This is a genomic window from Pseudomonas sp. P1_F1_2, from assembly GCF_056405815.1.
In genome coordinates this window covers 1-15,714 of the sequence record NZ_JBFUBK010000052.1, presented here as the reverse complement: position 1 = coordinate 15,714, position 15,714 = coordinate 1, and the positions used below count along the sequence as shown (strand labels likewise).

Genomic DNA, 15,714 nt, shown 5'->3' with positions numbered 1-15,714 from the left:
TTAGCGGCTTGTAAACCGTCTTACTTGCGCTTCATCGACAAGAAGAACTCGTCGTTGGTCTTGGTCGTTTTCAGCTTGTCGACCAGGAACTCGATGGCAGCGATTTCGTCCATCGGGTGCAGCAGCTTGCGCAGGATCCACATGCGCTGCAACTCGTCGTCGGCCGTCAGCAACTCTTCGCGGCGGGTACCGGAACGGTTGATGTTGATGGCCGGGAAGACGCGTTTTTCAGCGATACGGCGATCCAGAGGCAGTTCCATGTTGCCGGTGCCTTTGAATTCTTCGTAGATCACTTCGTCCATCTTCGAGCCGGTTTCAACCAGCGCGGTGGCGATGATGGTCAGCGAACCGCCTTCTTCGATGTTCCGCGCGGCGCCGAAGAAACGTTTCGGTTTCTCCAGGGCGTGGGCATCGACACCACCGGTGAGCACTTTGCCGGAGCTCGGGATCACGGTGTTGTAGGCACGGGCCAGACGGGTGATGGAGTCGAGCAGGATCACCACGTCTTTCTTGTGTTCGACCAGGCGCTTGGCCTTCTCGATCACCATCTCGGCAACCTGCACGTGACGGGTTGGCGGCTCGTCGAACGTCGAGGCAACCACTTCGCCGCGCACGGTGCGCTGCATTTCGGTCACTTCTTCCGGACGTTCGTCGATCAGCAGCACGATCAGATGAACTTCCGGGTTGTTACGGGCGATGTTTGCCGCAATGTTCTGCAGCATGATGGTTTTACCGGCTTTCGGCGGTGCAACGATCAGACCGCGCTGGCCTTTGCCGATCGGGGCGCACAGGTCGATGACACGACCGGTCAAGTCTTCGGTGGAACCGTTGCCGGCTTCCATCTTCATGCGCACAGTCGGGAACAGCGGGGTCAGGTTCTCGAAGAGAATCTTGTTTTTCGCGTTCTCGGGACGATCGTAGTTGATCGTATCAACCTTGAGCAGCGCGAAATAACGCTCGCCTTCCTTTGGAGGACGGATCTTGCCAACGATGGTGTCACCGGTGCGCAAGTTGAAGCGGCGGATCTGGCTCGGCGAGACGTAGATATCGTCTGGACCTGCGAGATAGGAAGCGTCAGCGGAGCGCAGGAAGCCGAAGCCGTCCTGGAGAATCTCCAGCACGCCATCACCGGAGATTTCCTCGCCGCTTTTAGCGTGCTTTTTGAGCAGGGAGAAAATCACGTCCTGCTTGCGCGAACGGGCCATATTTTCTATGCCCATCTGTTCGGCCAATTCGAGCAGTTCGGTAATCGGCTTTTGCTTGAGTTCAGTCAGATTCATATAGGAATGACGTAATCATTTATGGAGGGGGGAAATTAAGCTTTTGGCTTAATGAGGCCGCGCCGCGGAGAAGGCGACAGGATCGCGTACTTATTCGAAAAGGAGTGCGTCGGCGACGGCTAGCAGGGGGCAATGGAGAAACCAGTGCGGGGCCGAATGTACCACCTGAGTTTCGGAGCGTCTAGCCCTCAATAACGAAAAGGCCCCGCAATATGCGGGGCCTTTTTGATGACGCTTTGATCAACGCTTAGATGTTGGCGTCGAGGAAGGCAGCCAGTTGCGACTTCGACAGCGCGCCGACCTTGGTCGCTTCAACGTTGCCGTTCTTGAACAGCATCAGCGTCGGGATACCACGCACGCCATGCTTGGCCGGGGTTTCCTGGTTTTCGTCGATGTTCAATTTGGCAACGGTCAGCTTGCCTTTGTAGGTTTCAGCAATTTCGTCCAGAACAGGAGCGATCATTTTGCAAGGGCCGCACCATTCAGCCCAGTAGTCGACCAGTACAGCGCCTTCGGCCTTGAGTACGTCGGCCTCGAAGCTAGCGTCGCTAACGTGTTTGATAAGATCGCTGCTCATGGAAGTCTCCAGGTTGTAAGCAAAAAAACGTGGCCCATCATAGCTGCCCTTCCCTTGTTCAGGAAGGTGCAGATGATTGAGTCTCGCTATGGTGCTGCATGAGTTTGGGTATAGCTCATATCCCTGCCTGGCGAGAATTCGTGGCGAGGGGGGCTGCTTCGCCGCTCAACGGGGCGAGCCCCTCGCCACAGGGTTGTGCTGGATCAAGGCTTTGAACACTGCGCGTTGGCGCCAGCCTTTGATCGTGGCACGATGTCGAGGTTATCGACCGAGACCCCCTGACCATGCCGCAATCCCAAGCCAAGAATCTGTCCCTGATCGCCGCAATAGACCTGGGCTCCAACAGCTTTCACATGGTCGTGGCCAAGGCCCAGAACGGCGAAATCCGTATTCTCGAGCGTCTCGGGGAGAAGGTTCAACTGGCCGCGGGCATCGACGAAGAACGCCACCTCAACGAAGAATCCATGCAGCGCGGGCTCGACTGCCTGAAGCGTTTTGCCCAACTGATCAACGGTATGCCCCCGGGCGCCGTCCGCATCGTCGGCACCAACGCCCTGCGTGAAGCGCGCAACCGCGCCGAATTCATCCGCCGCGCCGAAGAAATTCTCGGCCACCCGGTGGAAGTCATCTCCGGTCGTGAAGAAGCGCGCCTGATCTACCTTGGCGTCTCCCACACCCTCGCAGACACCCCGGGCAAGCGCCTGGTGGCCGACATCGGCGGCGGCAGTACCGAATTCATCATCGGCCAGCGCTTCGAACCGCTGCTGCGCGAAAGCCTGCAAATGGGTTGCGTCAGCTACACCCAGCGCTATTTCAAGGATGGCAAGATCACCCCGGCCCGTTACGCCCAGGCGTACACCGCCGCGCGGCTGGAGATCATGAGCATCGAGCATGCCCTGCATCGCCTGACCTGGGATGAAGCCATTGGCTCCTCGGGCACCATTCGCGCCATCGGCCTGGCACTGAAGGCCGGCGGCCACGGCACAGGCGAAGTGAATGCCGAAGGCCTGGCCTGGCTCAAACGCAAGCTGATCAAGCTCGGCGACGTCGAGAAAATCGACTTCGACGGCATCAAGCCCGACCGCCGGGCCATTTTCCCGGCAGGCCTGGCGATTCTCGAAGCGATTTTCGACTCGCTCGAACTGCAACGCATGGACCACTGCGAAGGCGCCCTGCGTGAAGGCGTGCTCTACGATCTGTTGGGCCGTCATCATCACGAAGACGTCCGTGAACGCACACTCAGTTCGCTGATGGAGCGTTATCACGTCGACCTGGAACAAGCGGCGCGGGTCGAGCGCAAGGCGCTGCACGCCTTCGATCAAGTGGCCGAGGATTGGGACCTGGACGATGGTGTCTGGCGTGAACTGCTCGGCTGGGCTGCCAAGGTCCATGAAGTAGGCCTGGACATCGCCCACTATCAGTACCACAAGCATGGCGCCTACCTGATCGAGCACTCGGACCTGGCCGGGTTCTCTCGCGAAGACCAGCAAATGCTGGCGCTGCTGGTGCGCGGTCACCGACGCAATATTCCCAAGGACAAATTCGCCGAGATCGGCGATGACGGCACCAAGCTGATCCGTCTGTGCGTGCTGCTGCGCTTTGCGATCCTGTTCCATCACATCCGCGGCACCCAGCAAATGCCTCAGGTGGAATTGAAAGCCAATGGCAACAGCCTGGAAGTGGTATTCCCGGACAAATGGCTGGACGACAACCAGCTGACCCAGGCCGACTTCGCCATTGAAGCGGAATGGCTCACCCGCGTCGATATCGTTCTGAACGCACGCTAAAACACCCTTCGGTAGGAGCTCAGCTTGCTGGCGATGGCGATCTAATGGACGTCATCGCCAGCAAGCTGTGCTCCTACAGGGAGGCAGGTGAAAAAAAGGGCGATCCACATGGATCGCCCTTTTTTTGCCCACCGGGTTCGCGTTAACGCACGGTCAGGATCGGACTGCCCAAACGTTCCAGCAACGTCGCCTGGGCGCTGCGCGGGTTTTGGTTGCCGGTCGGTGTGTTACGAATGTATCGACCGTCCGACTGCAGGCTCCAGCTGTGGGTGTTATCGGTGAGGTACAGCTCCAGCTCTTTCTTGACCCGCACAATCAGCTTGCGACCTTCCACCGGGAAGCAGGTCTCGACCCGCTTGTCGAGGTTGCGCTCCATCCAGTCGGCACTGGACAGGAACATCTGCTCGTCACCGCCGTTGAGGAAGTAGAAGACCCGGGTGTGTTCCAGGAAGCGGCCGATGATCGAACGTACGTGGATGTTGTGCGAAACCCCGGCGATGCCTGGACGCAGGCAGCACATGCCGCGCACGATCAGGTCGATACGCACCCCGGACTGACTGGCCTTGTACAGCGCGCGGATGATCTTCGGATCGGTCAGCGAGTTGAACTTGGCGATGATGTGCGCCGGTTTGCCGTCGAGGGCGAACTGCGTCTCTCGGGCAATCATGTCGAGCATGCCCTTCTTCAGGGTGAACGGCGCGTGCAGCAACTTCTTCATGCGCAGGGTCTTACCCATGCCGATCAACTGACTGAACAGTTTGCCGACGTCTTCGCACAAGGCGTCGTCGGAGGTCAGCAGGCTGTAGTCGGTATACAGACGGGCGTTGCCAGCGTGGTAGTTGCCCGTGCCCAAGTGTGCGTAACGGACGATTTCGCCCGCCTCGCGACGCAGGATCAGCATCATCTTGGCGTGGGTCTTGAAGCCGACCACACCGTAGATCACTACCGCACCGGCCGCTTGCAGACGGCTGGCCAGTTGCAGGTTGGACTCTTCGTCGAATCGCGCACGCAACTCGATGACCGCCGTGACCTCTTTACCGTTACGCGCCGCATCCACCAGCGCATCGACGATTTCCGAGTTGGCGCCGGAGCGGTACAGGGTCTGACGCACAGCCAACACGTGCGGGTCTTTGGCGGCCTGACGCAGCAGGTCGACCACCGGGGTAAACGATTCGAACGGGTGCAGCAACAGGATGTCCTGCTTGCTGATCACGCTGAAGATGTTTTCGCTGTTTTGCAGCAGTTTCGGGATCTGCGGGGTGAACGGCAGGTATTGCAGTTCGCGCTGGCTGTCCAGGCCGGTGATGCTGAACAGGCGCGTCAGGTTCACCGGACCGTTGACTTGATACAGCTCGGTCTCGCCCAGGTTGAACTGTTTGAGCAAATAATCGGACAGGTGTTTCGGGCAAGTGTCGGCCACTTCCAGACGCACCGCATCGCCATAACGACGGGAGAACAGCTCGCCGCGCAATGCGCGCGCCAGGTCTTCGACATCCTCGGAGTCCAGCGCCAGGTCGGCGTTTCGGGTCAGGCGGAACTGGTAGCAGCCCTTGACCTTCATGCCCTGGAACAGATCATCGGCGTGGGCGTGGATCATCGACGACAGGAACACATAGTTGTCGCCGGCGCCGCCGACTTCTTCCGGCACCTTGATGATCCGCGGCAGCAAACGCGGCGCCGGGATGATCGCCAGACCGGAATCGCGACCAAAGGCGTCGACGCCTTCGAGCTCGACGATGAAGTTCAGGCTCTTGTTCACCAACAACGGGAACGGGTGCGTCGGGTCGAGACCGATCGGCGTAATGATCGGGGCAATTTCGTCGCGGAAGTAACGGCGAACCCAAGTCTTGAGCTTGGCCGTCCAGTAGCGGCGACGGATGAAGCGGACCTGATGTTTTTCCAGTTCCGGCAACAGAATGTCGTTGAGGATCGCGTACTGGCGGTCAACGTGACCGTGTACCAGTTCGCTGATGCGGGCCAGGGCCTGATGCGGTTGCAGACCATCGGCGCCGGCTTGTTCACGGGCGAAGGTGATCTGCTTTTTAAGACCTGCCACACGAATTTCGAAGAACTCGTCCAGGTTGCTGGAGAAGATCAGCAGAAACTTCAGCCGCTCAAGCAATGGATAGGACTCATCCAGCGCCTGCTCAAGCACGCGGATGTTGAATTGCAGTTGCGAGAGCTCGCGATGGATGTACAGGCTGCTGTCATCCAGTCCGGGAATGGCAATCGCTGGCGCCGCTGCGGCGGCTTCGGCCACCACCACGGGCGGAGCGGGCTCCAGCTCCGGTGGGGTTTCGGCGATTTGCTCGACCACGGGTTGAGCCTCTTTTACAGCAACTTCAGTGAGTCCTTCGGTATTCATGAAATGTTCCTGGGAGGGCTATTTTTGCTCTCGTAACAATTGAGCGGCACGGACGGCGAAGTAAGTCAGGATGCCATCGGCGCCTGCACGTTTAAAAGCGGTCAGGGATTCGAGAATAACCCCCTCGCTCAACCAGCCATTCTGGATTGCCGCCATGTGCATGGCGTATTCGCCGCTGACTTGGTAAACAAACGTTGGCACTTTGAATTCTTCTTTGACCCGGTAAAGGATGTCCAGGTAGGGCATGCCTGGCTTGACCATGACCATGTCCGCACCTTCTGACAAGTCCGCCGCCACTTCGTGCAGGGCTTCGTTGCTGTTGGCCGGGTCCATCTGATAGCTGGCCTTGTTGGCCTTGCCCAGGTTCAGCGCCGAACCGACCGCATCACGGAACGGACCATAATAGGCGCTGGCGTACTTCGCCGAGTAGGCCATGATGCGCACATTGACGTGCTCGGCCACCTCAAGGGCTTCACGGATTGCCTGGATGCGACCGTCCATCATGTCGGACGGAGCCACCACCTGTGCACCGGCTTCAGCGTGCGACAGGGCCTGCTTGACCAGTGCGTCGACGGTAATGTCGTTCTGCACGTAGCCTTCTTCGTCGAGGATGCCGTCCTGACCGTGGGTGGTAAACGGATCGAGGGCAACATCGGTGATCACACCCAGCTCCGGGAACCGCGCCCGCAGCGCGCGAGTGGCGCGCTGGGCAATGCCTTCGGGGTTCCAGGCTTCGGCGGCGTCCAGCGATTTGAGCTCAGGCGGTGTCACCGGGAACAGTGCCAGCGCAGGAATCCCCAGTTCGACCCATTTGGCCGCCTCTTCCAGCAACAGGTCGATGGTCAGGCGTTCGACGCCCGGCATCGAAGTCACCGCTTCACGACGGTTTTCACCGTCCAGCACAAACACCGGCAAGATCAGGTCATCAACGGTCAGAACGTTTTCACGGACCAGTCGACGCGAAAAATCATCACGACGGTTGCGGCGCAGGCGGGTTGCGGGGAACAGACGGTTGGCGGGGGTAAAGCTCACGGCAGACTCCTGAGCCCGCGCTTACGGGCGAGCGTGACAGTTATAAGCGACCATTATGACCAACGCATGACAGTTATGTGCACCCCTGTGACAGGTAGCCGCATTCCATTGTCATTGTAGGAAATGTTCACGTCGAGACACATTTGGACACTTTCATGAATGTGCACGAAGGGTTAGGCTGCGCGTTCATTTCGCCAGCACCCAGACAATGCTCCAACAATTTCTGCATGACTTTGGCTACTTTGCCTTGTTCCTCGGCACGTTCTTCGAAGGCGAAACCATTCTTGTGCTCGCAGGCTTCCTCGCGTTCCGCGGATACATGGACATCAACCTGGTGGTGGTCGTGGCGTTCTTCGGCAGTTATGCCGGCGATCAGCTGTGGTACTTCCTGGGGCGCAAGCACGGGCGAAAACTGCTGGCACGCAAGCCGCGCTGGCAAATGATGGGCGACCGGGCGCTGGAGCACATCCGCAAGCACCCGGACATCTGGGTGCTGAGCTTCCGCTTTGTCTACGGTTTGCGCACGGTGATGCCAGTGGCCATCGGCCTGTCAGGCTATCCACCGGGACGTTACCTGCTGCTCAACGGGATTGGGGCCGCGATCTGGGCGGCGGCCCTGGCGGCGGCGGCCTACCACTTTGGCGCCGTACTGGAAGGCATGCTCGGCAGCGTCAAGAAATATGAATTGTGGGTACTCGGCGCCTTGCTGGTGCTGGGACTTGGCCTGTGGCTGCGCCGACGGTTCAAAAATGCGCGTCTGGCGAAGAAGATATACGCCGAGGAGCAAGCCTTGAAAGCCAGACAGGCTACCGTCGAAGCGACTAAGACGCCAAGCGAGTGAAGCGGTTTGTGCAACAGTAGAGACCGATAGCGCTCAACACGCTGTAACTGAGCAGGCCGATCCAGCCCACCGTGCTGGCCGGCCACAACCCGACCACCGGCGCCAGCCACACCAGCGGCACGTTCGATGCCAGCCGCAGCAGCTCCAGCGTCAACGCCCACGGGCGATTCTCCAGGGCCACGCCCAAGGCAAACAACCCCAGCGCCACCGCACTCCAGCCGAGCACCAAGGCGGCGGTCGGCAGGCTCCGTTCCAGGTTCATCAAATAGCTGCCCAACGCGATGTAGGCGCAAAACTGCAACGCCACATACAGTTGCTGACGACCGTCCAGCGGCACCTCGAACTTGCGGAACTGGCTCAACTCAGGCTTGTTCATCGGGTAGCTGGCCGCCACATCCGCCGGCCGCCAACCGGTGCGCATAAACCAGATCCGCAGCTTGTCCCACGTGCTCTCGGCGCGCCGCGCGTCATCCCACAACTGCACATAAAACTGCAGGTTTGCCCACAGAGGGTTCCAGCTCGCCAACGGCGTCGTCACGCCAAAAATCACCGGTTCGTTGTCGTCTTCTTCCTGGAACGAGCCAAACAGGCGGTCCCAAATAATGAACACCCCACCGTAGTTGCGATCCATGTAGAGAGCGTTCTGTGCATGGTGAGCCCGATGATTGGACGGCGACACGAAGAACCATTCGAACCAGCCGAGCTTGGGAATGTGCCGGGTGTGCACCCAGAACTGATACAGCAGATTCAGCACCGCCACGCTGACGAACACCAGCAGCGGAACACCGAGCACGGCCATCGGCAGGTAGAAAATCCAGCTCAGCAAGAAGCCGGTGCTGGTCTGGCGCAACGCCGTGGACAGGTTGTACTCCTCGCTCTGGTGATGCACCGAGTGCGCCGCCCAGAGGATATTGCGCTCGTGCCCCATACGATGCAGCCAGTAGTAGCAGAAGTCGTAGAGGACGAAGGCAAACACCCAGACCCAGATACTCTCGGCCGACAACTGGAACAGCGCCACATGCTCAAGGGCAAAGGCATAGGTGACCAGCCCGACACCCTTGGTCAACAGGCCCGTAGTGGTCGACAGCACGCCAGTGCTCAAGCTGTTGATCGCATCCGCCACGCGATAATGGCTGACCCCGCGCCAACGGTCGGCCAGCAGCTCGACAGCGATCAGCGCAAAGAAAAACGGCACTGCATACAGAATGAAGTCCATGACGCGCCCTGATCGGAATCCGAGGACAGATGCTAGGTGTAGCCGCGAATTAACCCTATGGCAACGAGCGACAAATTAGTGGACATTTAACGCCATGAATCTGGAGAAAAGCCCATGAGCAAAAAAATTGCAGTGATCCTTTCCGGCTGTGGCGTGTACGACGGCGCCGAAATCCACGAAAGCGTGATTACCCTGCTGAGACTGGACCAGCGTGGTGCTCAGGTGCAGTGCTTTGCCCCGAACATCGCGCAATTGCATGTGATCAATCACCTGACCGGCGAAGAGATGCCCGAGTCACGCAACGTGTTGGTGGAGTCGGCACGGATTGCTCGCGGCCACATCAAGGACATTCGCGAGGCCGACGTCGACGACTTCGATGCGTTGATCGTTCCTGGGGGATTCGGCTCGGCGAAGAACCTGTCGAACTTCGCCATCGAAGGCGCCGGTTGCACCGTGCAACCGGATGTCCTGGCGCTGACCGAAGCCTTTGCCGAGGCTGGAAAACCAGTGGGCTTGATGTGTATTTCGCCAGCGCTGGCGGCGAAGATCTATGGGCCAGGGGTGAACTGCACCATCGGCAATGATGCCGAGACCGCTGCGGTCATGAACAAAATGGGCGCCACCCACACCGATTGCGCCGTGACTGAAATCGTCGAAGACAAGGCGCGCAAGCTGGTGTGTACACCGGCCTACATGCTGGCGCAAAGCATCAGCGAAGCGGCGTCCGGCATCAACAAAATGGTCGACCGCGTGCTCGAACTGACCCACGAAAACGACGCCTGACACACGCCCACAGGTTCTCGGTACGGCTCAGGGCTTGCGGGTAAGCCGCGTCAGTATCCGGTCCAGTGCATTGGCGAACGCCTGCTTCTCGCGTTCGCCAAACGGTGCCGGCCCGCCGCCCATCTGCCCCTGTTCACGCAAGTCGGTGAACAGGTTGCGCACCGCGAGCCGGTCGCCCATGTTCTGCGCATCGAACTCCTTGCCACGCGGGTCCAGTGCCGCCACCCCCTTCTTGACCAGACGATCCGCCAGCGGCACGTCGCTGCAAATCACCAGTTCACCCGGCACCGCGTGCTCCACCAGGTAATCATCGGCGGCGTCCGGGCCACTCGGCACCACGATCAACTTCACCAGTGCCAGCCCCGGCTTGATCTGCGGCTGCCCCGCCACCAGCACCACTTCGTATTGGCGCTTGAGGGCGAACTTCACCACCAGATCCTTGGCCGCCCGTGGGCAGGCGTCGGCGTCGATCCAGACACGCATTGTGTTTTCCTCTTTCAAAAAAAATCGCGAGCCGCCTCGCCCCCACAAGGTTAACCCTAAACCCGTGGGAACATGGCTTGCCCGCGATTGTGAGCGCAGCGAATGTTGTTTAGGAAACCTGCACCCGACGCTTCTCGGCCACCCAACTGCGACCGTACAACACGAAGATCGCAATGATCGCCACCGCCTGAGCGCCCAGCGAATAGGCATCCGCGTGAATCCCCAGCCAGTCAAAATCAAAGAACGGCACCGGCCGGGTACCAAAGATCCCCGCTTCCTGCAACGCCTTCACGCCATGCCCGGCGAACACTACCGACAACGCGCACAACAGGCCGGCGTTGATGCTGAAGAACAACGCCAGCGGCAGCTTCGCCGAACCACGCAAGATGACCCACGCCAAAACCACCAGCAACACCAGCGCCGTCCCGCCGCCGGCCAGCACCGCGTTGTGCCCTGCAGGTCCGGCCTGCAACCACAGGGTTTCGTAGAACAGAATCACTTCAAACAACTCGCGATACACCGAGAAGAACGCCAGGATCGCAAAGCCGAAACGGCCGCCGCCGCCCACCAGGCTGCTCTTGATGTAATCCTGCCACGCCGCAGCGTGACGACGGTCGTGCATCCACACGCCAAGCCAGAGCACCATGACCGAGGCAAACAGCGCCGTCGCGCCTTCCAGCAATTCGCGCTGCGAACCGCTGACATCGATCACATATGCAGCCAGCGCCCACGTCCCCAGACCGGCCAACAGCGCCAGTCCCCAGCCGACATTGACACTGCGCACGGCCGATTGCTGGCCAGTGTTGCGCAGGAACGCCAGGATCGCAGCCAACACCAGAATCGCTTCCAGACCTTCGCGCAACAAAATCAGCAAACCGGAAATGAAGCTCAGCGACCAACTCAAACCATCGCTGCCCAACAGGTCAGCGGATTCCTTCAACTTGGCCTTGGCCGTGTTCAGGCGCTGCTCGGCTTCTGCCACCGGCAACCCGTCCTGCAACGACTGACGGTAGGCCATCAGCGATTTTTCAGTGTCTTTGCGCACGACGGCATTGACGTTGTCCAGGGAGCTTTCGACCAGTTCGAAACCTTCCAGATACGCGGCGACAGACAGGTCATAGGCCTGATCGTGATCGCCGGCGCGGTAGGCCGCGATGCTTTTGTCGAGGGTGGCAGCGGTGTAGTCGAGCAACTGCGCCGGGCCACGCTTGACCTGCGGCGGTTGCGCCCGCTGCGCACGGAATGTCGCAGCGGCTTGTGGACCGTCGGCGGCCTGCACTTCTGCCGGCGTCTGACGCCCCAGGTCGGCGATGTTGTAGGTCTTTTCGGATTTTGCAGCCGCCGGGTCGGCGCTGAAGCTGGCGATGTAGGTGGCCAGGTCCCAGCGCTGACGATCATCAAGTTGATCGGCAAAAGCCGGCATGTCGGTGCCTTCAATACCCAGGCCCACGGTGCTGTAGAGCGCGTAGAGGCTCAGATGATCCAGGCGCGTCGTATCTCGCAGATTGGACGGTGGTGGCATCAGCCCGACACCCGCCGGGCCGTCGCCAGCGCCCGCATCACCGTGGCAAACCGAGCAATGCTGGGCATACAGCGGCGCACCACGGGTCGGGTCCGGCGTAATGATCGGTGCCTGACTGACTTCATAAGTCACGGCCAGTTTCGCACCGAGTTGCCGCGCCTGACGGGCCACGTCCGCACCTTCCTGACGGGCAGTGACGGCACTGCGCAGCGAGCTCACGCCCTGCTCCAACCCCGCCTTCTCCTGCTTGGCCGGCATCGCCGCAATCAGGCCCTGCAACGTCTTGATGGATTCCAGCTGCCTGCGGTACTCGGACTCATCAATCACCTTGCCCGCTTGCACGGTTTGCGGGTAGTCCGCGCTGATGTAATCGAGCAGGTGCAACGCTTGCGGCGCACCTTCCACGGTGTCGGCCAGCAGATTGAAACTGCACAAGGCAAACAGTGGAAACACCAGCCAGGCCAGAAAACGGGACGGGGCAGTCATGAATGAATCTCAATTGGTAATACGAAGTAACACATTGTTCCCTCCCAATCACTTTCACTCAAGCTTTGTCTGCAACTGAGGCCAGCAGCCGCGGAACAAAGTGCCATCATTGCGCTCTACAGTGTGCCGCCTCTTGGCGGCTTTTCTTCAAGGAAGACACACTGCAAATGGCTACTCGCCTGCGCTTCATGTTTGTGCTCGGTGCATGCTTGCTACTGAGCGGTTGCCCTACCATGCGGGACTACAACGCGGAGCTGAGCGAGACCCTCGACTATTTCAAAGCCGGCCAGATCGACTCCGCCGTTGCTGTACTGGATCGAAACAATCCCATTGCCCCGGGCGACCTGCTCTATAACTTTGAGAAGGGCGAACTGCTGCGGCTCACTGGCGATATGACCGGTAGTTACGCCAGTTGGGATTACGCCGACCGGCTGATTGAGGGGTGGGAAAACTCGCCACGATTCGGCGCCTTCAAAGCTTTCACCGAGTTCAATAGTTACGGCGCCAATGACAAAGTGCGTTTGTACGATGGCTACGACTTCGAGAAGGTCGCCCTGACCACGCAAATGGCTCTGACGTGCCTGTCCAGCGCCCAACCCGACCTCGCTCGGGTGATGATCAAGAAAACCCACGAGCGCGAGGCAACCATTGCCGAAAAGCGCGACTTGCAATACCTGGCACTTGAAAACCAGGCCCAAGAGCAAGGCGTGCCCCTGAAATACCAGGACCTTCAGGGCTACCCGGTTGCAACCCTTGATGCCCCCGAAGTCATTGCGCTGAAAAACAGCTACCAAAGTGCGTTCAGTCATTACCTGGCAGGTTTCGTCTATGAAACGCTGGGTGAAAAAGACCTCGCCGCACCGGGTTATCGCAAAGCCGTGGAGTTGCGCCCCAACACGCCGCTGCTTGAACAGGCGCTGCGCAACCTGGACAAATCGCCGCTCAAGGCCGGTGAAAGTGATGTCTTGCTGATCGTGCAAACCGGCCTCGCCCCTGCACGCAACTCCGTGCGTGTGCCGATTTCGGTGGACGTCGAGGGCGAAACCTACATCACCAACATGTCGTTCCCGATCCTCGTCCCTGACACGTCCACACCGCCCGTGGACTTCATCACGGTGGATGGAAAAAAACAGAAACTGACGTTGCTCAACAGTTATGGCGACATGTCGCGGCGCACCTTGCGTGACGACATGCCGGGCATCATTGAGCGCACGCTTCATCGCGCCCGGTCCAACGTCGAGTACCTGGCCTATTTGAAAAAACACAGGCCCGAGAAACTTGAAGAAACCCTCTTGCAGCAAACCCAGCGAGAGGATGCCGACACACGAGGCTGGCGCACGCTGCCGGACAAAACATACGTCGCTCGCCTGCGCCTCAAGAAAGGCGAGCATCAACTGACCCTGCCCAATGCGCCGGAACGCCCACCGGTCAGGTTCAAGATCGGCCAGACCTATCAGGCCTTCAGCCTGCGCGCGGTGAATAACCGGGTTTTCGCCGCAGATGTCGCCCTGGATCTCGCCCCCCCTCCAACACCGCAGGCTGTCACCAGCCGTGCTCAACCCTGAATGGAGCGCCTCATGGGATTGAAATGCTTCGTCGTTATCGCGCTAGCCCTGTTGGCCGGCTGCGCCACCGCGCCGCCCACTGCAGCCAGTAAAGTCATGGCCACCGGCCCGATTGAGAGCCTGGCTATCGGTCCCATGCGCATGGCTCGGGAAAACGGGTTCCTGACGGTCAATACGCAGCTGAGCAACACCGATACCGATAACCGGACGCTCTACTACCGCTATCTATGGCTCGGCCCCGAAGGTTTTCCAGTGGTCGAAGCCGAGTCCTGGAAAAGCCTGACCCTGTACGCCGAGCAGACGAGCTTCCTGCCGGCCATCGCCCCGGTACCACAAGCCGTGGACTTTCGCCTGGAAATCAACACGCCATGAACCGTCCACTTGAGACCACGCCCATGCTTGTACGTGTTTCGTCCCTCGCCCTCAGCCTCCTGCTGATCGGCGGCTGCGCGGCCAATCACTCGCCGGTGCTGGGCAGCGGCAACATCAGTTACGGTGATCCGAAAGCCGTGGAGCTGGTGACCAACGAATTCGGTTCCACCGATTTGCAAATGATCGCTGAAAGCATGACCCGCTCACTCGCCCAGTCTGGGGTCTTGAAAGGCCGTCCGGTGGTCCAGGTGTACGACGTGCGAAACAAGACCAGCGAGTACATCGACACTCGCGACATCACCACGTCAATCAAGACCCAACTGATGCGCTCCGGCACTGCACGCTTTGCCAGCGATAACACCGACATGCAGAGCCAGGTCGATCACCTCAAACTGCAAAACCAGAGCGGCCTGTACAAGAAAAGTACCGTGGCCAAAACCGGCAACATGATCGCCGCTCGCTATCGCCTGGAAGGGTCGATCAGCTCAATCGTCAAGCGCAGCAACGATTACAAGGACGTCTTCTACACGTTCAGCCTGCAATTGATCGACGTCGAAAGCGGGCTGGCCGACTGGATGGACGAAAAAGAAATCCGCAAGACCACGGAGCGCTGAGCAATGCGTGCATGGATTGGCATCATGGCCCTGACCGGCGCCCTGGGCGTTCAGGCGGCCCCGAAAATCGCGGTCACTGACATTGCCTATGAGGCCAGCGTGGATCAATACGTCCACGTGATTTCGGCCCGGGACGATCATCAGCAGGACTATTACGGCGCCAGCGGCTCGTCCCGTTATGACGAGTACACGACGCAGAACAGCTACCTGGAACAGACCGAAATCCGCCGATTCAGCGGGGACATCAAAGGTCAGATGCTCAAGACCGGGATGTTCCAGCTGATTCAGGGGACGCCCTACACCGTCAGCACCAAAACCGATGTGTATGACGTGATCGAACGCATCAAGGCCGGCCATTTCAAGGGGGCCGACTACGTATTGTTTGGCACGCTGTCAGACATCGACTTCACCCAGGACATGAACGAACTGGCCAATACCGACAGCTATTCGGCGGTGTTGGCGCTGACTCTGGTGGCGGACTTCAGCCTGATCAATACCAGGACCTACGAGATCACCTCGGCCTTCACCGCCATGGGTGAGGCTCAGGACACCAAGCTGGTGAATGATCGGGACATCCACGTTTCACTGAACCGGCCTCGGGTGGTGCGCGAAGTATCGAGGTCTTTGGGCGAGGATGTGGCGCGGCAATTGAGCGAACAGCTCGGGGACGGCAGCGATCAGCCATCGGGGCAGGCGGAGCCACACAACGACCTGCCACCGGATACCGCGCCGGTGATTCTGCGTTGAGCGCCCGCCTGATCGCTCCCACGCTCCCACGCTCTGCGCGGGAA

The 15,714-nt window shown here is 59.6% G+C and carries 14 protein-coding genes; 7 read left to right on the top strand and 7 right to left on the bottom strand.

The features are described 5' to 3' along the window. Positions 1-20 precede the first annotated feature (20 nt). Together rho and trxA are read right to left on the bottom strand one after the other, a co-directional pair. Positions 21-1,280: a transcription termination factor Rho gene (rho, locus tag AC1D2P_RS16685; protein WP_007942421.1), complete on the bottom strand. Its 1,260-nt coding sequence runs from the start codon at positions 1,278-1,280 to the stop codon at positions 21-23. Positions 1,281-1,527: 247 nt separating this feature from the next. After that, a complete protein-coding gene (trxA, locus tag AC1D2P_RS16680) occupies positions 1,528-1,857 on the bottom strand; it encodes a thioredoxin TrxA (RefSeq protein ID WP_003206727.1) in 330 nt (109 codons plus the stop codon). A 284-nt stretch (positions 1,858-2,141) separates the two neighbouring features. Here trxA and ppx point away from each other — a divergent pair, with 284 nt between their 5' ends. Beyond that, positions 2,142-3,644: an exopolyphosphatase gene (gene ppx / locus AC1D2P_RS16675; RefSeq protein ID WP_046032249.1), complete on the top strand. Its 1,503-nt coding sequence runs from the start codon at positions 2,142-2,144 to the stop codon at positions 3,642-3,644. A 142-nt stretch (positions 3,645-3,786) separates the two neighbouring features. Here the strand turns inward: ppx and ppk1 are convergent, their stop codons facing one another. Next, positions 3,787-6,009, bottom strand: a complete 2,223-nt coding sequence (ppk1, locus tag AC1D2P_RS16670) for a polyphosphate kinase 1 (RefSeq protein ID WP_046032248.1) — start codon at positions 6,007-6,009, stop codon at positions 3,787-3,789. Between the two features lie 18 nt (positions 6,010-6,027). After that, positions 6,028-7,041, bottom strand: a complete 1,014-nt coding sequence (hemB, locus tag AC1D2P_RS16665; protein WP_077431063.1) for a porphobilinogen synthase — start codon at positions 7,039-7,041, stop codon at positions 6,028-6,030. A gap of 208 nt (positions 7,042-7,249) precedes the next feature. Between hemB and AC1D2P_RS16660 the strand changes: the two genes are divergently transcribed. Beyond that, positions 7,250-7,882 (top strand): DedA family protein, encoded by a 633-nt coding sequence (locus AC1D2P_RS16660; RefSeq protein ID WP_046032246.1) that lies wholly within the window; start codon positions 7,250-7,252, stop codon positions 7,880-7,882. Here the strand turns inward: AC1D2P_RS16660 and AC1D2P_RS16655 are convergent. Beyond that, positions 7,863-9,098: a sterol desaturase family protein gene (locus AC1D2P_RS16655; RefSeq protein WP_109785692.1), complete on the bottom strand. Its 1,236-nt coding sequence runs from the start codon at positions 9,096-9,098 to the stop codon at positions 7,863-7,865. The two genes, AC1D2P_RS16660 and AC1D2P_RS16655, sit on opposite strands and share 20 nt — an antisense overlap. Positions 9,099-9,212: 114 nt before the next feature. Here AC1D2P_RS16655 and elbB point away from each other — a divergent pair, with 114 nt between their 5' ends. Then, complete coding sequence (gene elbB / locus AC1D2P_RS16650; protein WP_046032244.1) at positions 9,213-9,881, top strand: isoprenoid biosynthesis glyoxalase ElbB; 669 nt, start codon at positions 9,213-9,215, stop codon at positions 9,879-9,881. Positions 9,882-9,908: 27 nt separating this feature from the next. Here the strand turns inward: elbB and AC1D2P_RS16645 are convergent, their stop codons facing one another. Next, the gene (locus AC1D2P_RS16645) at positions 9,909-10,364 is read right to left on the bottom strand and encodes a YaiI/YqxD family protein (protein ID WP_027926433.1); all 456 of its coding nucleotides are present in this window, start codon (positions 10,362-10,364) and stop codon (positions 9,909-9,911) included. Between the two features lie 109 nt (positions 10,365-10,473). Continuing rightward, positions 10,474-12,372, bottom strand: a complete 1,899-nt coding sequence (locus AC1D2P_RS16640) for a cytochrome c/FTR1 family iron permease (protein WP_109785693.1) — start codon at positions 12,370-12,372, stop codon at positions 10,474-10,476. A gap of 167 nt (positions 12,373-12,539) precedes the next feature. Between AC1D2P_RS16640 and AC1D2P_RS16635 the strand changes: the two genes are divergently transcribed. The 4 genes from AC1D2P_RS16635 to AC1D2P_RS16620 are packed head-to-tail and all read left to right on the top strand — an operon-like array spanning position 12,540 to position 15,670. Next, on the top strand, positions 12,540-13,937 hold the full coding sequence (locus AC1D2P_RS16635; RefSeq protein WP_109785694.1) for a COG3014 family protein: 1,398 nt from the start codon (positions 12,540-12,542) through the stop codon (positions 13,935-13,937). A gap of 12 nt (positions 13,938-13,949) precedes the next feature. Next, positions 13,950-14,309, top strand: a complete 360-nt coding sequence (locus AC1D2P_RS16630; protein WP_077431060.1) for a YcfL family putative periplasmic lipoprotein — start codon at positions 13,950-13,952, stop codon at positions 14,307-14,309. Between the two features lie 23 nt (positions 14,310-14,332). After that, positions 14,333-14,923, top strand: coding sequence for a penicillin-binding protein activator LpoB (gene lpoB / locus AC1D2P_RS16625; RefSeq protein ID WP_046032340.1), 591 nt, complete (start codon positions 14,333-14,335; stop codon positions 14,921-14,923). 3 nt (positions 14,924-14,926) lie between these two features. Further along, on the top strand, positions 14,927-15,670 hold the full coding sequence (locus AC1D2P_RS16620; protein WP_109785695.1) for a penicillin-binding protein activator LpoB: 744 nt from the start codon (positions 14,927-14,929) through the stop codon (positions 15,668-15,670). The last annotated feature ends 44 nt before the right edge of the window (positions 15,671-15,714 follow it).

Excerpts from the sequence above, each read along its gene's own strand:
- rho (WP_007942421.1), bottom strand. The coding sequence starts at position 1,280 with ATGAATCTGACTGAACTCAAGCAAAAGCCGATTACCGAACTGCTCGAA.
- trxA (WP_003206727.1), bottom strand. The coding sequence starts at position 1,857 with ATGAGCAGCGATCTTATCAAACACGTTAGCGACGCTAGCTTCGAGGCC.
- ppx (WP_046032249.1), top strand. The coding sequence starts at position 2,142 with ATGCCGCAATCCCAAGCCAAGAATCTGTCCCTGATCGCCGCAATAGAC.
- ppk1 (WP_046032248.1), bottom strand. The coding sequence starts at position 6,009 with ATGAATACCGAAGGACTCACTGAAGTTGCTGTAAAAGAGGCTCAACCC.
- AC1D2P_RS16660 (WP_046032246.1), top strand. The coding sequence starts at position 7,250 with ATGCTCCAACAATTTCTGCATGACTTTGGCTACTTTGCCTTGTTCCTC.
- AC1D2P_RS16655 (WP_109785692.1), bottom strand. The coding sequence starts at position 9,098 with ATGGACTTCATTCTGTATGCAGTGCCGTTTTTCTTTGCGCTGATCGCT.
- elbB (WP_046032244.1), top strand. The coding sequence starts at position 9,213 with ATGAGCAAAAAAATTGCAGTGATCCTTTCCGGCTGTGGCGTGTACGAC.
- AC1D2P_RS16645 (WP_027926433.1), bottom strand. The coding sequence starts at position 10,364 with ATGCGTGTCTGGATCGACGCCGACGCCTGCCCACGGGCGGCCAAGGAT.
- AC1D2P_RS16640 (WP_109785693.1), bottom strand. The coding sequence starts at position 12,372 with ATGACTGCCCCGTCCCGTTTTCTGGCCTGGCTGGTGTTTCCACTGTTT.
- AC1D2P_RS16635 (WP_109785694.1), top strand. The coding sequence starts at position 12,540 with ATGGCTACTCGCCTGCGCTTCATGTTTGTGCTCGGTGCATGCTTGCTA.
- AC1D2P_RS16630 (WP_077431060.1), top strand. The coding sequence starts at position 13,950 with ATGGGATTGAAATGCTTCGTCGTTATCGCGCTAGCCCTGTTGGCCGGC.
- lpoB (WP_046032340.1), top strand. The coding sequence starts at position 14,333 with ATGCTTGTACGTGTTTCGTCCCTCGCCCTCAGCCTCCTGCTGATCGGC.
- AC1D2P_RS16620 (WP_109785695.1), top strand. The coding sequence starts at position 14,927 with ATGCGTGCATGGATTGGCATCATGGCCCTGACCGGCGCCCTGGGCGTT.